The 17,707-nt window shown below is 34.6% G+C and carries 16 protein-coding genes and 1 tRNA gene; all 17 read left to right on the top strand.

Going from position 1 to position 17,707, the window contains the following annotated elements; genetic code table 11:
- The first annotated feature begins 23 nt into the window (after positions 1-23).
- The 17 genes from HPY79_02655 to HPY79_02575 all read left to right on the top strand — a co-directional run bounded on the left by HPY79_02655 (position 24) and on the right by HPY79_02575 (position 17,304).
- Positions 24-99, top strand: a tRNA-Trp gene (locus tag HPY79_02655).
- Positions 100-113: 14 nt separating this feature from the next.
- Positions 114-308: a preprotein translocase subunit SecE gene (gene secE, locus HPY79_02650; GenBank protein NSW44715.1), complete on the top strand. Its 195-nt coding sequence runs from the start codon at positions 114-116 to the stop codon at positions 306-308.
- Positions 309-320: 12 nt separating this feature from the next.
- Entirely contained in the window at positions 321-869 is a 549-nt protein-coding gene (nusG, locus tag HPY79_02645) for a transcription termination/antitermination factor NusG (protein ID NSW44714.1), read from the top strand.
- A 6-nt stretch (positions 870-875) separates the two neighbouring features.
- On the top strand, positions 876-1,316 hold the full coding sequence (rplK, locus tag HPY79_02640; protein ID NSW44713.1) for a 50S ribosomal protein L11: 441 nt from the start codon (positions 876-878) through the stop codon (positions 1,314-1,316).
- Between the two features lie 15 nt (positions 1,317-1,331).
- Entirely contained in the window at positions 1,332-2,027 is a 696-nt protein-coding gene (locus HPY79_02635) for a 50S ribosomal protein L1 (GenBank protein NSW44712.1), read from the top strand.
- Between the two features lie 18 nt (positions 2,028-2,045).
- Positions 2,046-2,561, top strand: a complete 516-nt coding sequence (locus HPY79_02630) for a 50S ribosomal protein L10 (protein NSW44711.1) — start codon at positions 2,046-2,048, stop codon at positions 2,559-2,561.
- Between the two features lie 33 nt (positions 2,562-2,594).
- Positions 2,595-2,969 carry a 50S ribosomal protein L7/L12 gene (rplL, locus tag HPY79_02625; protein NSW44710.1) on the top strand — a complete coding sequence of 125 codons (375 nt, stop codon included), beginning with the start codon at positions 2,595-2,597 and terminating at the stop codon, positions 2,967-2,969.
- Between the two features lie 100 nt (positions 2,970-3,069).
- Positions 3,070-6,879, top strand: coding sequence for a DNA-directed RNA polymerase subunit beta (rpoB, locus tag HPY79_02620; GenBank protein NSW44709.1), 3,810 nt, complete (start codon positions 3,070-3,072; stop codon positions 6,877-6,879).
- A 32-nt stretch (positions 6,880-6,911) separates the two neighbouring features.
- A complete protein-coding gene (gene rpoC / locus HPY79_02615; GenBank protein ID NSW44708.1) occupies positions 6,912-11,201 on the top strand; it encodes a DNA-directed RNA polymerase subunit beta' in 4,290 nt (1,429 codons plus the stop codon).
- A gap of 4 nt (positions 11,202-11,205) precedes the next feature.
- Positions 11,206-11,520 (top strand): DUF3467 domain-containing protein, encoded by a 315-nt coding sequence (locus HPY79_02610; protein ID NSW44707.1) that lies wholly within the window; start codon positions 11,206-11,208, stop codon positions 11,518-11,520.
- Between the two features lie 120 nt (positions 11,521-11,640).
- A complete protein-coding gene (locus HPY79_02605) occupies positions 11,641-12,195 on the top strand; it encodes a hypothetical protein (protein ID NSW44706.1) in 555 nt (184 codons plus the stop codon).
- A 31-nt stretch (positions 12,196-12,226) separates the two neighbouring features.
- The gene (locus HPY79_02600; protein ID NSW44705.1) at positions 12,227-13,123 is read left to right on the top strand and encodes a hypothetical protein; all 897 of its coding nucleotides are present in this window, start codon (positions 12,227-12,229) and stop codon (positions 13,121-13,123) included.
- A 41-nt stretch (positions 13,124-13,164) separates the two neighbouring features.
- Entirely contained in the window at positions 13,165-13,632 is a 468-nt protein-coding gene (gene coaD, locus HPY79_02595; protein NSW44704.1) for a pantetheine-phosphate adenylyltransferase, read from the top strand.
- Positions 13,625-15,043 (top strand): hypothetical protein, encoded by a 1,419-nt coding sequence (locus HPY79_02590; protein NSW44703.1) that lies wholly within the window; start codon positions 13,625-13,627, stop codon positions 15,041-15,043. Before coaD ends, HPY79_02590 begins: the two co-directional genes overlap by 8 nt.
- A 34-nt stretch (positions 15,044-15,077) precedes the next feature.
- Complete coding sequence (locus HPY79_02585) at positions 15,078-15,854, top strand: AMP nucleosidase (protein ID NSW44702.1); 777 nt, start codon at positions 15,078-15,080, stop codon at positions 15,852-15,854.
- A 3-nt stretch (positions 15,855-15,857) separates the two neighbouring features.
- Entirely contained in the window at positions 15,858-16,895 is a 1,038-nt protein-coding gene (holA, locus tag HPY79_02580) for a DNA polymerase III subunit delta (protein ID NSW44701.1), read from the top strand.
- 19 nt (positions 16,896-16,914) lie between these two features.
- Positions 16,915-17,304, top strand: a complete 390-nt coding sequence (locus HPY79_02575; protein ID NSW44700.1) for a hypothetical protein — start codon at positions 16,915-16,917, stop codon at positions 17,302-17,304.
- Positions 17,305-17,707: the final 403 nt, after the last annotated feature.

The following is a 17,707-nucleotide window of genomic DNA, read 5'->3' as shown; positions in this document are numbered from 1 at the left end:
AGCATTAGCTGTTTTACTTTTATACGGGTGTAGCTCAATTGGTAGAGTAGTGGTCTCCAAAACCATTGGCTGGGAGTTCGAGTCTCTCCACCCGTGCCAGACAAAAAGTAATTATGAAAAAAATTAGAACATACTTGCACGAAGCTTATGTAGAGCTTAAAGAGAAAGTTACTTGGCCTACATGGAAAGAGCTTCAGTCAAGTGCTATCGTTGTAATGGTTGCTTCCTTTATTATAGCACTCATCGTTTCATTGATGGACTTAGCTTTCAGCAATGTAATGCATGGGATTTACAGGTTGTTTTACTAATCTTCTTTAGGTATGGACGATAACTCGAAACAGTGGTATGTAGTAAAAGCCATTAGTGGCAAAGAAAAGAAGATAAAAGAGTATATTGAGGCCGAAATTAATCGTCTCAATTTACAAGATTATGTTTCGCAGGTATTAGTTCCTACCGAAAAAGTTTATCAATTACGAAAAGGTAAAAAGATTAGTAAAGAACGTAATTATTTCCCCGGTTACATCTTAATATATGGCACATTAGTGGGCGAGATAGCCCATATAATACGTCATGTAAATGGTGTACTCGGATTTTTAACAACTCCCGAAGGCGAACCTATTCCACTAAAACCAAACGAAATTAATCGTATATTAGGAAAAGTGGACGAGTTAGCTGAAAGTGGTGAAGAAAACGTTACACCATTCTTCGTTAATGAATCGGTTAAAGTTATTGACGGGCCTTTCAATGGCTTTACTGGTATCATCGAAGAAGTGAACGAAGAAAAAAAGAAACTCAAGGTGATGGTAAAAATTTTTGGACGTAAAACCCCCCTTGAGTTAAGTTTTATGCAAGTAGAAAAAGAAAATTAAAAGCCTATGGCAAAGCAAATTGAAACTTACATTAAGTTACAAATTAAAGGCGGTGCTGCAAATCCATCACCACCCGTAGGACCTGCATTAGGTTCAAAAGGTGTTAATATCATGGAATTTTGCAAACAATTTAATGCCCGAACACAAGACAAGGCAGGTAAGATTTTACCCGTTGTAATTACCGTTTACAACGATAAATCGTTTGATTTTGTTGTAAAAACTCCTCCTGCTGCAGTTCAATTGCTCGAAGCTGCAAAATTGCAAAAAGGTTCATCTGAACCCAACCGTAACAAAGTAGGGCAAGTTACCTGGGATCAGGTTAAAGCTATTGCTCAAGATAAAATGGTTGATTTAAACTGTTTTACGCTTGAGTCGGCAATGAAAATGATTGCTGGTACAGCCAGAAGCATGGGAATAACAGTTGTTGGTACACCTCCTTTTAACTAGTAATAATAATTTACAATGAATAAGTTAACAAAAAATAGAAAATCAGTGCTTGCAAAGCTCAATAAGCAACAAGCTTATACTTTGCAAGAAGCAGCCAAGCTAGTAAAAGAAATTACTTTTACAAAGTTTGATGCTTCTGTTGATTTAGATGTACGTTTAGGTATTGACCCACGTAAATCGAATCAAATGGTTCGTGGTGTAGTTACACTACCTCACGGAACAGGTAAACAAACTCGCGTGTTGGTATTGTGTACACCCGATAAAGAAACAGAAGCTAAAGAAGCTGGTGCCGATTATGTTGGTTTAGATGAGTATATCGAAAAGATAAAGGGTGGTTGGACAGATGTAGATGTTATTATTACTATGCCCTCGGTAATGGGTAAAATAGGTGCATTGGGTAAAGTTTTAGGACCCCGTGGTTTAATGCCAAATCCTAAAAGTGGTACCGTTACCATGGAAATTGGTAAAGCCGTAAAAGAAGTAAAGATGGGAAAAATAGATTTTAAAGTTGATAAAAACGGCATTGTACACTCTTCTATTGGTAAAGTTTCATTTAACGAAACCCAAATTTACGAAAATGCACTTGAATTTATTCGCACTATTATTAAACTTAAACCAACTTCAGCAAAAGGAACTTATATCCAGAGCTTATACATGTCAAGTACTATGAGCCCGGGTATTAAAGTTGATCCTAAGTCTGTTGAAGCTTAATGAGGGAGAAGTAATACTATGACAAGAGAAGAAAAAAATCAAATAATCGACCAACTTACCGAACAAATTAAGCAATACAGTCACTTTTATGTAACTGATATTGCTGATATGAATGCTTCGGATACTAGCTTGTTGCGTCGTAAATGTTACGAGAAAAACATTAAACTGATAACAGTAAAAAATACATTATTTAGAAAAGCACTCGAAAAATTCGAAGATAAGTACACACCTATTTTCGATACTTTAAAAGGTGGCTCTTCTATAATGTTTTCTAACTCCAGTAGCGAACCTGCAAAATTAATTAAGGAGTTACGTAAAAAACAACCAAAACCCTTAATTAAAGCAGCTTATGTTGAAGAATCCGTTTATGTTGGTGATAATCAATTAGAAACACTTGCCTCAATCAAGAGCAAAGAAGAACTCATTGGAGACATCATTCTATTGTTACAATCACCAATGCGTAACGTTATTTCTTCACTCGAATCCGGTAAACATATTATTGCCGGTGTGGTGAAAACCCTTTCAGAAAAATAAATTAATGTAGTATAAATTTAAAACTTTACAACAATGGCAGATTTAAAAGTTTTAGCTGAACAGTTAGTAAATCTAACCGTAAAAGAAGTTAACGAATTAGCACAAATACTTAAAGATGAGTATGGTATCGAACCCGCTGCAGCTCCTGTAGCTGTTGCAGCAGCTCCTGCTGGTGGCGAATCTGGTCCTGCTGAAAAAACACAATTCGATGTTATTTTAAAATCGGCAGGTGGTGCTAAATTACAAGTAGTAAAACTCGTTAAAGAATTAACAAATTTAGGTTTAAAAGAAGCTAAAGATTTAGTTGATGCAGCTCCTAAAGCAATAAAAGAAGGTGTTAGCAAAGAAGAAGCTGAATCATTAAAAGCAAAATTAGAAGAAGCAGGCGCAGAAGTTGAACTTAAATAAAAAAGCAAACGTCTTTTTATTAAAGGTTTAAGACCTATTTTATAGGTCTTAAGCCTTTTTGTTGTTTTACTTAATTTAAGGTTCATTAAAATAATTTGCAATGTCTGCTAATAAAAATAAAAGAATTAGTTTTAGTACTCAAAAAATTGAATATCCGTATCCGGATTTTTTAGAAGTACAATTAAAATCTTTCGAGGAGTTTTTTCAATTTAATTCTACTCCTGAAAAAAGAAAAAACGAAGGATTATTTAAAGTTTTTCAAGAAAACTTTCCTATTTCCGATACTAGAAATAATTTTGTATTGGAGTTCATAGATTATTATGTCGATCCTCCAAAATATACCGTTGATGAATGTATAGAAAGAGGTTTAACATATAGTGTATCGCTAAAAGCAAAATTAAAATTATATTGTACCGACCCCGAACACGAAGATTTTGATACTAAAGTAGAAGATGTTTTTTTGGGTACTGTTCCGTATATGACACCCAAAGGAACATTTGTTATTAATGGGGCAGAACGTATTATTGTTTCTCAATTGCATCGTTCGCCAGGTGTCTTCTTTGGTCAAAGCATGCATGCTAATGGTACAAAACTCTACTCTGCTCGCATTATCCCTTTTAAAGGGTCATGGATAGAGTTTGCTACCGACATTAATAACGTTATGTATGCATACATCGATCGTAAAAAGAAATTACCGGTTACAACCTTATTAAGAGCAATTGGATTCCAAACCGATAAAGATATTCTCGAAATATTTAATCTTGCCGAAGAAGTCAAAGTATCTAAAACTGGTTTAAAAAAATATATAGGTCGTCGTTTAGCTGCTCGCGTTTTAAAAACATGGATCGAAGATTTTGTTGATGAAGATACCGGCGAAGTGTCGTCGATAGAACGTAACGAAGTAATAATTGAACGCGAAACGATAATCGAAAAAGACCATATCGATATGATTGTCGATTCAGGAGCAAAAACTATTATCCTGCATCGCGAAGATCAAAATTTAAATGATTACGCAATAATTTATAATACTTTACAAAAAGACGCTACCAATTCAGAAAAAGAAGCTATTTATTATATATACCGTCAATTAAGGAGTGCAGAACCACCCGATGAAGAAACCGCACGCTCAACTATCGAAAATTTATTTTTCTCTATTAAACGTTACGATTTAGGTGAAGTAGGTCGATACAGAATAAATAAAAAATTAAATCTCGAAACCCCTATAGACGTTAGAACCCTTACAAAAGAAGATATAATTTCTATAATTCAATATTTAATTCAATTAATAAACTCAAAAGCCGATGTTGACGATATTGACCATTTGAGCAATCGTAGGGTTAGAACAGTTGGTGAGCAGCTTATGGGTCAATTTGGAGTAGGGTTAGCACGTATGGCACGTACCATTCGTGAAAAAATGAACGTGCGAGATAATGAGGTATTTACTCCTGCAGATTTAGTTAACTCTAAAAGCTTATCATCGGTACTAAATACATTTTTTGGGACTAATCCGTTATCGCAGTTTATGGATCAAACCAATCCATTAGCTGAAATGACCCATAAACGTCGTATCTCTGCTTTAGGACCAGGTGGTTTAACTCGCGAAAGAGCAGGGTTTGAAGTACGCGACGTTCACTACACACATTATGGACGTTTATGCCCAATTGAAACTCCCGAAGGTCCTAATATTGGTCTTATTTCATCACTCACCATATATGCTAAAATTAATAACCTCGGATTTATTGAAACTCCTTACAGAAAAGTTGAAAACGGAAAGGTAAAACTAGATAATAACGAAGTTGTTTATTTATCGGCCGAAGAAGAAGAAGAAAATATTATTGGACAAGCAACAGCGCTAATTAATGATGACGGAACCTTTATTGTTCCTAAAGTAAAAGCTCGTTATAAAGGCGACTTCCCAGTACTTGAGCCAGAACAAATTCAATTGATTGACGTGGCTCCAAACCAAATTGCCTCAGTCGCTGCTAGCTTAATTCCGTTCCTCGAACACGACGACGCTAACCGTGCGCTTATGGGGTCGAATATGATGCGTCAAGCAGTTCCATTGCTAAAACCTGAAGCACCCATTGTTGGAACAGGTTTAGAAGCAAAAGTGGCTATCGACTCAAGAGCCGTTATTGTCGCCGAAAATGACGGTGTTGTTGAGTATGTAGATGCTAATGAAATCGTAATTCGATATAACAGAACAAACGAAGAACGATTTTTAAGTTTCGAAGACGATAAAGTCGTTTATAAATTACCCAAATTTAAACGTACTAACCAAAGTACTACCATTACTTTACGTCCTTTAGTTAAAAAAGGCCAAAAGGTAAAAAAAGGTGAACCTCTTACCGAAGGTTATTCAACCCAAAATGGTGAATTAGCTCTTGGAAGAAATTTAAAAGTTGCCTTTATGCCATGGAAAGGCTATAATTTTGAGGACGCTATTGTATTGAACGAAAAATTAGTTCGTGAAGATTACTTCACATCGGTTCATGTTGATGAGTTTGTACTTGAAGTTCGTGATACTAAACGAGGTGTAGAAGAACTTACATCCGATATTCCTAATGTAAGCGAAGAAGCTACCAAAAATCTCGACGAAAATGGTTTAATAAGAATAGGTGCATATGTTAAACCCGGCGATATTTTAATTGGTAAAATTACTCCCAAAGGTGAATCTGATCCAACGCCCGAAGAAAAACTTCTTCGTGCTATTTTTGGCGACAAAGCCGGTGATGTAAAAGATGCTTCTTTAAAAGTTCCACCTTCTATGTATGGTGTGGTAATTGATAAAAAATTATTCTCTCGACAGATAAAAGAACGTAAGGTTAAAACTGCCGAAAAGAACTTGATGGATAAAATTGACGAAGAAGCAAATAAAAAATATGCTGAACTTAAACAAAAGTTAATAGATAAATTATTCGAAATTGTTACAGGAAAGACTTCGCAAGGAGTAAAAGATTTTGCCAATAAAGAACAAATTGCCAAAGGAAGTAAATTTACTCTAAAACAATTACAATCAATAGATTATCTAAATATTAATCCTAATAAGTGGACCACCGATAAAGCTAAAAATGAAATTATTTCACAACTCATTCATAATTATATATTAAAATACAAAGAAATTGAATCAGAAGTAAAACGTAAAAAATTTAGCTTATCGGTAGGAGATGAATTGCCTCAAGGTATTGTAAAACTTGCAAAAGTTTATGTTGCACAAAAACGTCCTATTAAAGTGGGCGATAAAATGGCAGGGCGTCACGGTAACAAAGGTATTGTTTCAAAAATTGTGCGTCAAGAAGATATGCCATTTATGGACGATGGTACCCCTGTTGATATTGTATTAAATCCATTGGGCGTTCCTTCGCGTATGAACTTAGGGCAAATATATGAAACAGTATTGGGTTGGGCTGGCGAAAAATTAGGTGTTAAGTTTTCTACACCCGTATTCGACGGTGCTACATTAGACCAAATAAATGAATATACTGATAAAGCTGGAGTTCCACGTTATGGTAGAACCTATTTGTACGACGGTGGAACAGGCGAACGTTTCGACCAACCAGCAACTGTTGGCTATATTTATATGCTTAAACTTAGCCATATGGTTGACGATAAAATGCACGCACGCTCTATCGGTCCTTATTCTTTGATTACTCAACAACCTCTTGGTGGTAAAGCACAATTTGGTGGTCAACGTTTTGGAGAAATGGAAGTTTGGGCCCTCGAAGCTTTTGGCGCATCCAACATTTTACAAGAAATATTAACCATCAAATCAGACGATGTTGTGGGTAGAGCAAAAGCATACGAAGCTATTGTTAAAGGTGAACCCTTACCACAACCCGGAACTCCGGAATCGTTTAATGTACTTATTCACGAATTGCGTGGTTTAGGATTAAGTATTAATATGGATTAATTCATTATTCCGCAACCTAAAAAAATTAAATTATGGCTTTTAGAAAAGAAAATAAAATAAAACCCAATTTTAGCAAAGTAACTATTGGTTTAGCTTCACCTGAAGAAATTCTCGACCATTCGTGGGGTGAAGTATTAAAACCCGAAACCATCAACTACAGAACCTATAAACCTGAACGTGATGGTTTATTTTGCGAACGTATTTTCGGACCTGTTAAAGATTACGAATGCCATTGCGGTAAATATAAACGTATTCGTTACAAAGGCATTGTTTGCGACCGTTGCGGAGTGGAAGTAACCGAAAAAAAAGTACGTCGCGAACGTATGGGACATATCCAACTTGTTGTTCCGGTTGCGCATATTTGGTATATTCGTTCACAACCCAATAAAATCGGTGCCTTATTAGGCTTAAATTCCAAAAAAATTGAATCTATTATTTATTACGAACGTTATATCGTAATTAACCCTGGTATCCTTGAATCGGAAGAAATTCAAAAATATACTTTACTCACCGACGATGAATATACCGAAATAATTAAAAATTTACCAAAAGAAAATCAACTCCTACACGACGACGACCCTCAAAAATTTATTGCTAAAATGGGAGCTGAAGCAATTTATGAATTGCTTCAAAAAATCAATTTAGATGATTTATCATACGAATTACGCGATATTGCTTCAAAAGAATCTTCTCAACAACGTAAACTCGAAGCCCTTAAACGATTACAAGTAGTTGAAGCATTCCGTGAATCGAAGAATATTAATCGTCCCGAATGGATGATACTAAAGATTTTACCCGTTATTCCACCCGAATTACGTCCTTTAGTGCCACTCGATGGTGGTCGTTTTGCTACCAGCGATTTAAACGATTTATATCGTCGAGTTATTATTCGTAATAATCGTTTAAAAAGATTAATGGACATAAAAGCTCCCGAAGTTATTTTACGTAATGAAAAACGTATGCTTCAGGAAGCTGTTGATAGCTTACTCGACAATTCCAGAAAATCGCAAGCGGTAAAAACCGAAGGTAATCGTCCATTAAAATCACTAAGCGATAGCTTAAAAGGTAAGCAAGGTCGTTTCCGTCAAAACTTATTAGGTAAACGTGTCGATTATTCCGCTCGTTCGGTTATCGTTGTAGGACCCGAATTGCAAATACATGAGTGCGGACTCCCAAAAGATATGGCGGCCGAACTTTATAAACCATTTATCATACGCAAGCTTATTGAACGTGGAATTGTTAAAACGGTAAAATCTGCTAAGAAAATTGTTGATCGTCGCGACCCTGTTGTTTGGGACATTCTCGAAAATGTTTTGAAAAATCATCCTGTATTACTAAACCGTGCTCCTACACTTCACCGACTTGGTATTCAGGCATTCCAACCTAAACTCATCGAAGGTAAAGCTATACAGTTACACCCATTGGTTTGTACAGCATTCAATGCTGACTTCGACGGTGACCAAATGGCCGTGCATCTACCTCTAGGTAATGCAGCTATATTAGAAGCACAACTTTTAATGTTAGCTTCGCATAACATTCTAAACCCAAGTAATGGTGCACCTATTACAGTTCCATCGCAAGACATGGTATTGGGACTTTATTATATTACCAAACCTGCAAAATCAACTCCTACTTTTAAAGTTAAAGGCGAAGGTGCTATCTTTTATTCTCCCGAAGAAGTTATCATTGCATACAACGAAGGGAAAGTAGATATGCATGCACAAATAAAGGTTAGAGTTGACGATGTAGTTGATGGCAAACAAGTTAAACATATTGTAGATACTACAGTTGGAAGAGTTTTATTCAACGAACTTGTCCCCAAAGAAGTAGGCTTTATAAATGAATTATTAACGAAAAAATCGCTTCGCGATATTATTTCTAAAGTATTAAAAGTTGTAGGTATTGCAAGAACAGCTAAGTTCCTCGACGATATAAAGAATATGGGTTACCACATGGCATTTAAAGGTGGATTGTCATTCAATCTTGAAGATGTTATTGTGCCACCCGAAAAAGAAAAATTAATCGAAGAAGGATATGCACAGGTAGAAGAGGTAATGCAAAACTACAACATGGGTTTCATTACTAATAATGAGCGCTATAACCAAATAATTGATATTTGGACACATACCAATGCTAAATTGACCAATTTAGTGCTTAAACAAATTTCAGAACATCGCGATGGTTTTAACCCTGTATATATGATGCTCGACTCGGGTGCTCGTGGTTCAAAAGAACAGATTCGTCAGTTATGCGGTATGCGTGGTCTTATGGCAAAACCTCAAAAATCGGGCTCTACAGGTAATGAAATTATTGAAAACCCCATTTTGGCAAACTTTAAAGAAGGTTTGTCGGTTCTTGAATATTTTATTTCTACACACGGTGCTCGTAAAGGTTTGGCCGATACTGCTTTAAAAACAGCTGATGCAGGTTATTTAACACGTCGTTTAGTCGATGTAACGCAAGATGTTATTATAAATCAAGAAGATTGTGGCACATTGCGTGGTTTAGTGGCAAGTGCTGTTAAAAAAGGCGAAGAAGTAGTCGAATCACTTTACGATCGTATTTTGGGACGTGTATCTGTTCACGATGTATATCATCCACAAACAGGAGAATTAATTGTTTCTGCCGGCGAAGAAATTACTGAAGAAATTGCAGAAACAATCGAAAATTCGCCTATCGAATCGGTTGAAATACGTTCGGTGCTAACTTGCGAATCGAAAAAAGGTGTATGTGCAAAATGCTATGGACGTAATTTAGCAACCGGTAGAATGGTTAAAATTGGTGAAGCTGTTGGAGTTATTGCAGCACAGTCTATTGGTGAGCCTGGTACACAGCTTACACTACGAACATTCCACGTTGGGGGTACTGCATCAAATATAACAACTGAATCTAACGTTACTGCCAAATACGACGGTATTATCGAACTCGAAGAACTAAGAACCGTGCCGTATGAGGAAGAACCCAAATCGAAAACACGTATAGTAGTAAGTCGTTTAACAGAATTACGTTTAATTGATAAGAACACCGGTATTATATTAATGACCCATAATATACCCTATGGTTCAAAATTATATGTAGAACATGGTGCTGAAGTTAAAAAAGGCGATTTATTATGCGAATGGGATCCATATAATGCCGTAATTATTTCAGAAGCAACAGGTACTGTTGATTTTGAATACATGATTGAAAATGTTACTTATCGTGAAGAATCCGACGAACAAACAGGCTTCAAAGAAAAGGTAATTATTGAAACACGCGATAAGACAAAAAATCCTGTTATTAAGATTGTAGGTAAAGATGGTTTAGAAATAAAATCTTACAATATCCCTGTAGGAGCTCACGTTTCTCTTAATGTTGGCGATAAGATAAAAACGGGTTCTATTTTAGTTAAAATTCCACGTGCCGTTGGTAAATCGGGCGATATTACAGGAGGTTTACCTCGTGTTACTGAGTTATTCGAAGCTCGTAATCCATCGAACCCTGCTGTGGTAGCCGAAATAGATGGTGAAGTATTTTATGGCAAAATAAAACGTGGTAACCGCGAAATAATTATACGCTCCAAAACAGGTGAAGAAAAGAAATATATGATACCATTATCGAAACAGATGTTGGTTCAAGAAAGCGATTATGTAAGAGCAGGTACGCCCTTATCCGATGGAGCAATTACACCCAACGATATACTTGCTATTAAAGGACCTACTGTTGTTCAAGAATATATCGTTAACGAAATTCAGGAAGTATATCGTTTACAAGGTGTGAAAATTAACGACAAACATTTTGAAATTGTTGTACGCCAAATGATGCGTAAAGTTCAAATAGAAGACCCAGGCGATACCCGATTCCTCGAAAAAATGTTAGTCGATAAAATAGAATTCTTGGAAGAAAACGATAATATTTACGGTAAAAAAGTTGTTATCGATGCCGGCGATAGCGAAAACTTTAAACCTGGTATGATTGTCTCGGTGCGTCAGTTACGCGACGAAAATTCTATGCTCAAACGTAACGACAAGAAACTCGTAAGTGCACGCGATGCTGTTCCTGCTACTGCAAGTCAAGTATTGCAAGGTATTACTCGAGCAGCATTACAAACTCATAGCTTTATTTCGGCTGCATCCTTCCAGGAAACAACAAAAGTTTTGAACGAAGCTGCTGTTCGTGGAAAAGTCGATACACTCGAAGGATTAAAAGAAAATGTTATAGTAGGACATTTAATTCCTGCGGGTACTGGATTAAGAGAGTATCAACGTATGATAGTCGGCTCAAAACAAGATTTAGAAAACCTTTCTAACATTCGTAAAAAGAATGTAGAAGTAAATGAATAATACTATGAACGAAAAAGAAATGCCCAAAGGTGAAATTAATATCGAATTAGACGAACAAGTTGGCCAAGGAATATATTCCAATCTGGCTATTATCTCACATTCGAACTCTGAATTTGTAGTAGATTTTGTGAGGTTAATGCCTGGAATGCCTAAAGCTAAAGTTCAATCGCGAATTATACTTACACCCGAACATGCTAAACGACTTTTATTAGCTTTAAAAGATAATATTCAAAAATTTGAATCACAATTTGGACCGATAAAAGCGGTTGATGCACCACCTTTGCCACTAAACTTTGGTGGACCAAAGGGCGAAGCATAAAAAATATAAAAAGGCTGACAGAAATGTTAGCCTTTTTATATTTTTGTTAATAAAATATCAAAATGCATATTTTTATTTACAAATAAAAAAAGTAGGTTTGTAGCAAATAAACCATATATAATGAAGTTTTACATTAGAATTATACTCAAATTATTGTTAGTTACTACAATTTTAAATCAATTTGATAAAATACAAGCACAAACATGGGGTATAGGTGCATCAGCTATTTATAACCTACAGACTGAGAGCTTTGGAGGTGGTTTAAGAGTAGAATTTCCAATGGGTAACTTTAGCATTGCCCCTCAAGTAGCATATTATCCAGCATTTAATAAAATAAACGAATATTATCTTGGACTTTCTTTACATCAAAATCTTTTTCATATTCGCTCATGGACATTTTATTTGTTATTACATGGAGGTTATAATGGCTGGATAAATTATACCATTTCGCACATGGAGAATGCAAAATACTCCAATTGGGATTTTGAAGGTGGTTTAGGAGTTAAAACCAATCGTTGTTTTCGTCCATTTTTAGAATATCGATACAACTTAAAATGGAAAGAAACTAATTTGCAATTAGGATTTATGTATTTTTTTAATTGCAAAAACAATAAACGCCATTTTGGAGGCGGAGGCAGAAGAACCCGATCGGGTTCATGCAACGCATACGATTAAATTGTAGTCTTATATAAAAAACATGTTGTTTATGAAAACAAAAATTCAGATTTTATTAACTCTTTCTTTAAGTTCTTTGTTTTTTTTACAATGCTCAAAAGAACGTATTGAAGAAAAACAACAAATAAATGATTATGAACCTATAAACAACTATTTTGATGACAAAAAACAACAAGAACAAGAGTTTGTAATTGATACTAACGGACAAGGACCTATTATTGGAAATCAAGGAACTAAGATTTGGGCTATTAAATCGAATTTAATGTATCCCAATGGCGATAGTGTTTATTTCCCTTTCACAGTTAAGTTAGTGGAACTATATACGCCCAAAGATATGATTTATTATCAGATGCCAACCGTTGCAAGTGGCATTTTACTTACTACAGGAGGAGAAATTCGAATTAGAGCGTTTAAAAACGGACAGGAGCTAATGTTGCGTCCAAATAAAACTTGGGCAGTTGAAATGCCTAGTACAACACCGTTAAACGGAATGAAAATTCATTATGGTGTCGAAAGTTCGGGCATTGTTAATTGGGTACAAAACCCCAACGAAGATTTTACAGTTACTTCGTACGGTTATTTAGGTTTAATATCTCGACTAGGATGGATTGGCTGTGGAAAACAGGCAGTAACAACAGGAACAAATTTTACTAATTATACATTTAGTTCTGCTACCGATAACCTACAAAATGTAGCAACTTTTATGTATTTTCCAAACTTAAAAAGTTTAATGCAGGTTTACAATCAAACATCGGGCATTGCCCCAGTTGATGATACAGTTAAAATTGTAATGATGGGCATTAATAATCAACAGCAGCTCTATTATTATTATCTAAAAACAACTGTAAGTACAGTTAATAACCATTTAAATATATCGTTATCACCTATTAGCGATGCTGCTATGACAGCTTTGTTAGATTCGTTGTAATAAAATTTGTAAATTTTAGTTATTGTTTTAAAATAATAAAAATGGAAAAAATTGCTGTATTTCCAGGTTCATTTGACCCGATTACAAAAGGACACGAATCGGTTATTCGAAGAGCTTTACCTTTATTCGATAAGTTATATATTGCCATAGGGATTAATGCCGATAAAAAAGAATCGTTTTTCCCGATTGAAAAAAGATTAAAATGGATAAAGCAAGTTTTTGCAAACAATTCTAAAATAGAAGTTGTTACTTATCAAGGATTAACGGTCGATTTTTGTAAAAGCATCGGAGCTTCATTTATTTTGCGTGGTTTGCGAACAAGTGCCGATTTTGAATACGAACGAGCTATTGCTCAAACCAATCGGTTTTTGAATAATGGTATCGAAACTGTTTTTATGCTTACAGTTCCGGAATATACCCCTATTAATAGTACAATTGTGCGCGAGGTTTTAAAATATGGAGGCGATGCGAGTCGATTTGTACCCGAAGGAATTAATTTATATGAATAAACATTGGAGTTATTTTCTGTTATTGCTTTTTATTTTTACCTCTGCTATTTCGCAAAATACAACTATTTCGTTTATAAATAAAAGTTATAGCAACGATACTTTGTATGTTTTAAAAGAAAAAGATTTTATAACTAAAATATGGGATACAATAGCTTGGGCAAAAGTAAATAATAATGGAGAGTGGATAGTAAAACTAAACATTCATAGTACTCAAATAGTTCATATTCCTCTTTATAAAAACGAAATAGTAGTTTGCGTAGAACCCAATAATTTATATAAAATAAAGGTTCCCTTAAAACAACCTTTAACTATAGAAGATTCATTAAATACATATTTCGAACCCTTCATATTTTATACCACCATTTTAAATATGGATTCCACTTGTACTCACGAATCCATCAGTAGGCTCGAATATTCTATCGATACGCTAGTTCAAAAATATTTTAAGGTTTTACACTTTAAAATAAAGCGACGTACGGTCGATTCTTTATTAAACCTGTTATCAGTAAAATATGATCATGTTTCATCGAAATATTTTAAACAATATTTATTTTATAAGATTATTTTAATGAAATATTTGTCGTACGAACGCGATCAAAATTTTATCATTAAATATTATTTTAACGATAAACCTGTGTTATTAAATAATGCGGCATATACTGAATTATTTAATCAAATATTTAACGATTATTTGTCCTATTATGCAACAACACACTGGGGCGAAGATGTAAGCGATGCTATTACAAAATTGCGAAGTCCCATCGCATTAAGAAAAGCTATTAAACGCAATCCTGCATTTACTAACGATACGTTGGTCGATTTGGTAATATTAAAAGGGTTGCACGATGCTTATTACAGCAACGATTTGCCCAATAAAGTGCGTTTTTCGCCTATAGGTATTAAAACCATACTCGATTCGATGATTTTTGTTGCCAAAACAAATTCACTAAAACAAATGGCCACTAATATTCGACAAAAAATTAAAAACGACGAAATTATTTATGCCTTTGAAGAATTCCCCTTTATCGACATAGATGGAAACGAATTATATTTAAGAAATTTTAAAGGGAAGTATGTATACTTGATGATTGCCGATTTTAGATCGTATGAATTTTTGCCCTTTTTAAAACAAGAAAAGGCAAGCTTAACAAGATTTTTAGATAAAATGCACGTGATTAATATTGTTTTATATCCGCAAAAAGAAAAGCTAAAACACATGATAAAATCTCATGATTTAATTGGTGAATATTTATTTTGTAAAAACGATGAAAAGCAATTTAAAAAATATTTTAAAATTAAAGCACTTCCTCAGTTTATGATTTGGAGTTCAGACGGGAAAGTCGTAAATAATAATGCTCCATCGCCCGACGATCGAATAATTCCTTATTTAATGCAGATAATAAAAGATTAATTTTTTTCTCGTACATTTGCAAAAATTGGACAATATGAAGACGAAACAAGAAATAGTAGAAAACTGGCTTCCACGATATACCGGAAGACCATTAAATGAATTTACTCCCTATATACTCTTAACTAACTTTAACCATTATGTTGAATTGTTTGCAGAGTGGTATCAAGTTCCTATTTTAGGGCAAAATAGAAATATGCCCAATGCGAGTGCCAATGGAATAACCATTATAAATTTTGGTATGGGTAGTCCCAATGCTGCAACGATTATGGATTTGTTAAGCGCTATTAGTCCAAAAGCCGTTTTATTTTTAGGCAAATGTGGTGGACTAAAAGCTAAAAATCGTTTGGGCGATTTAATTCTTCCTATTGCTGCCATTCGTAGCGAAGGTACATCGAACGATTATTTACCTCCTGAAATTCCAGCTTTACCTGCATTCTCATTACAACGAGCAGTTTCATCTACTATACGCGACCACGGCAAAGATTACTGGACCGGTGTCGTTTTTACAACCAATAAACGAGTTTGGGAATACGACGACCGCTTTAAACTTTACCTCGAAAAAACTCGTGCCATGGCTATCGATATGGAAACAGCCACTATTTTTGTAGTAGGCTTTGCAAACGGTATTCCAAGTGGTGCCTTATTGCTTGTATCTGACCAACCAATGATTTCGACCGGAATAAAAACGGAAGCTTCTGATAAATATGTTACCGAACAATTTGTTCAAGATCATTTGCGAATAGGAATAGATGCATTAATTGAATTAAAAGATGAAGGAAAATCTGTAAAACATCTGCGTTTTGACGATTAAAATATGGCTGCATTAACTTACGAACAGATAACAGACGAATTAAAAAAACAAATATATAAGCCTATATATTTTTTAATGGGCGAAGAGCCTTATTTTATTGATGCTATCTCCGATTATATCGAGGAAAATGTTTTAAATGAGGCTGAAAAGTCGTTTAATTTAACAGTCGCTTATGGTAAGGATATTGATCTGGCATCGGTAGTTTCATTAGCCAAACGATATCCAATGATGGCAAATTATCAAGTTGTTATTATTAAAGAAGCTCAAAACATTAAAAACCTCGATGCCAGCGAAATTGGCAAAAAAATTAATCCCTTGCTTAGTTATTTGCAAGAACCATTACCATCTACCATTCTCGTTATTTGCTATAAAGGCAAAAAACTCGAAAAAAACAGAAAAATTTATAAAGCCATCGAAAAAACAGGTATAATTTTCGATTCAAAAAAAATATACGAAACCAAGCTTCCAGCATGGATTACCAGTCAGTTTAAACTAAGAGGGAAACAAATTGAACCCAAAGCTGCTCATTTAATGACCGATTTTATAGGCAATAATCTTTCGTCTATTATCAACGAAATAAATAAAATGCTTCTTTTCCTCGAAAACGAAAATGAAATAAAAGTATCTCATGTCGAAAAACTTATAGGAGTTAGCAAAGATTTTAATAATACTGAACTTTTAAAGGCTATTGGTACAAAAAATATTACACAAGCTAATCGTATTTTATTGTATTTTCAATCTGATCCACGTCAGCACCCGGTTCAACAAACCATTGTATGGCTGTTTGAATATTTTTCAAAAGTAATTTTACTAAAAGATTTTCAAGGCTTATCAGATAATGAAATAGCCTCAAAGTTAGGAATACCACCTTACTTTCTCGATGAATATAAACTTACTGCAAAAAATTATACCCGCAATCAATTAATTCAAAATATACATCTTATTCGCGAATACGATATGAAGTCAAAAGGAGTTGATTCGCTTGCCGATGGACACGAATTGCTCAAAGAAATGGTCTATAAAATTATGTACGGAATTTAAAAATACTTATATTTGCAATATGATGAAAAATATTCTCGTTAGCTTTTTGGTGGTTGCATTAATGTTTTCGTGTACTAAATACGAAGATGGCCCAATTTTTACGTTTCGATCAAAAAACAAACGTATTGCACACTCGTGGGAATATGCGGCCATTATTTACACCGAAACCGGTATTAGTGTTACTACCAATTTACCATCTGTTGTAATGACTTTTAGCAAAGATGGAACTTATAGCGAAAATACAGGATATACAGGCACATGGAAATTTAAGGGTGATATAGAATTAGAAATTACAAAATCTAGACAAGGCGACTCTATTCAAACTACAATATGGGAAATTACACGCTTGTCGAATAAAGAATTATGGCTTAGAAAAGACAAAGTTGACCATCATTTTAAAGCTAAATAGTCGCTCTCTATTAACGGCTTAAACAATAGAATGTTAATAACATAACGAGTTTTTGGGGTAAAATATATGCAAGATTTTGTACTTTAGATTCAAAAAAACTTCCAATTTTAAAAATGATGCCAAAGGTTGAAAATCAAAATCAGGGAAATAAGACCTTTGCAAAACTCCTTTTTCGTCATAGCGATCCCGATTTCTCGGCATCACAACACAATACCAACTCTTCATTCTCAATGACATGAAGGATTTGTTGACATAAAGGCGTTTTGCAAAGATCTTATATCGTATGCGAGTGTTAGGAAAGGCTGTCTCACCACAAGTTATACGTCAATCGTTGTTAAGTGTACAACTAAGTATTTTACGTGATAAAAAAACGAATAAGCTCTATGGTATTCCGTCAAATATA

Source organism: Bacteroidales bacterium (assembly GCA_013314715.1).
In the GTDB taxonomy this organism is placed as follows: domain Bacteria; phylum Bacteroidota; class Bacteroidia; order Bacteroidales; family GWA2-32-17; genus Ch61.
Note: the sequence above shows the minus strand (reverse complement) of the source record. Positions and strands in the feature narration are given on the sequence as shown.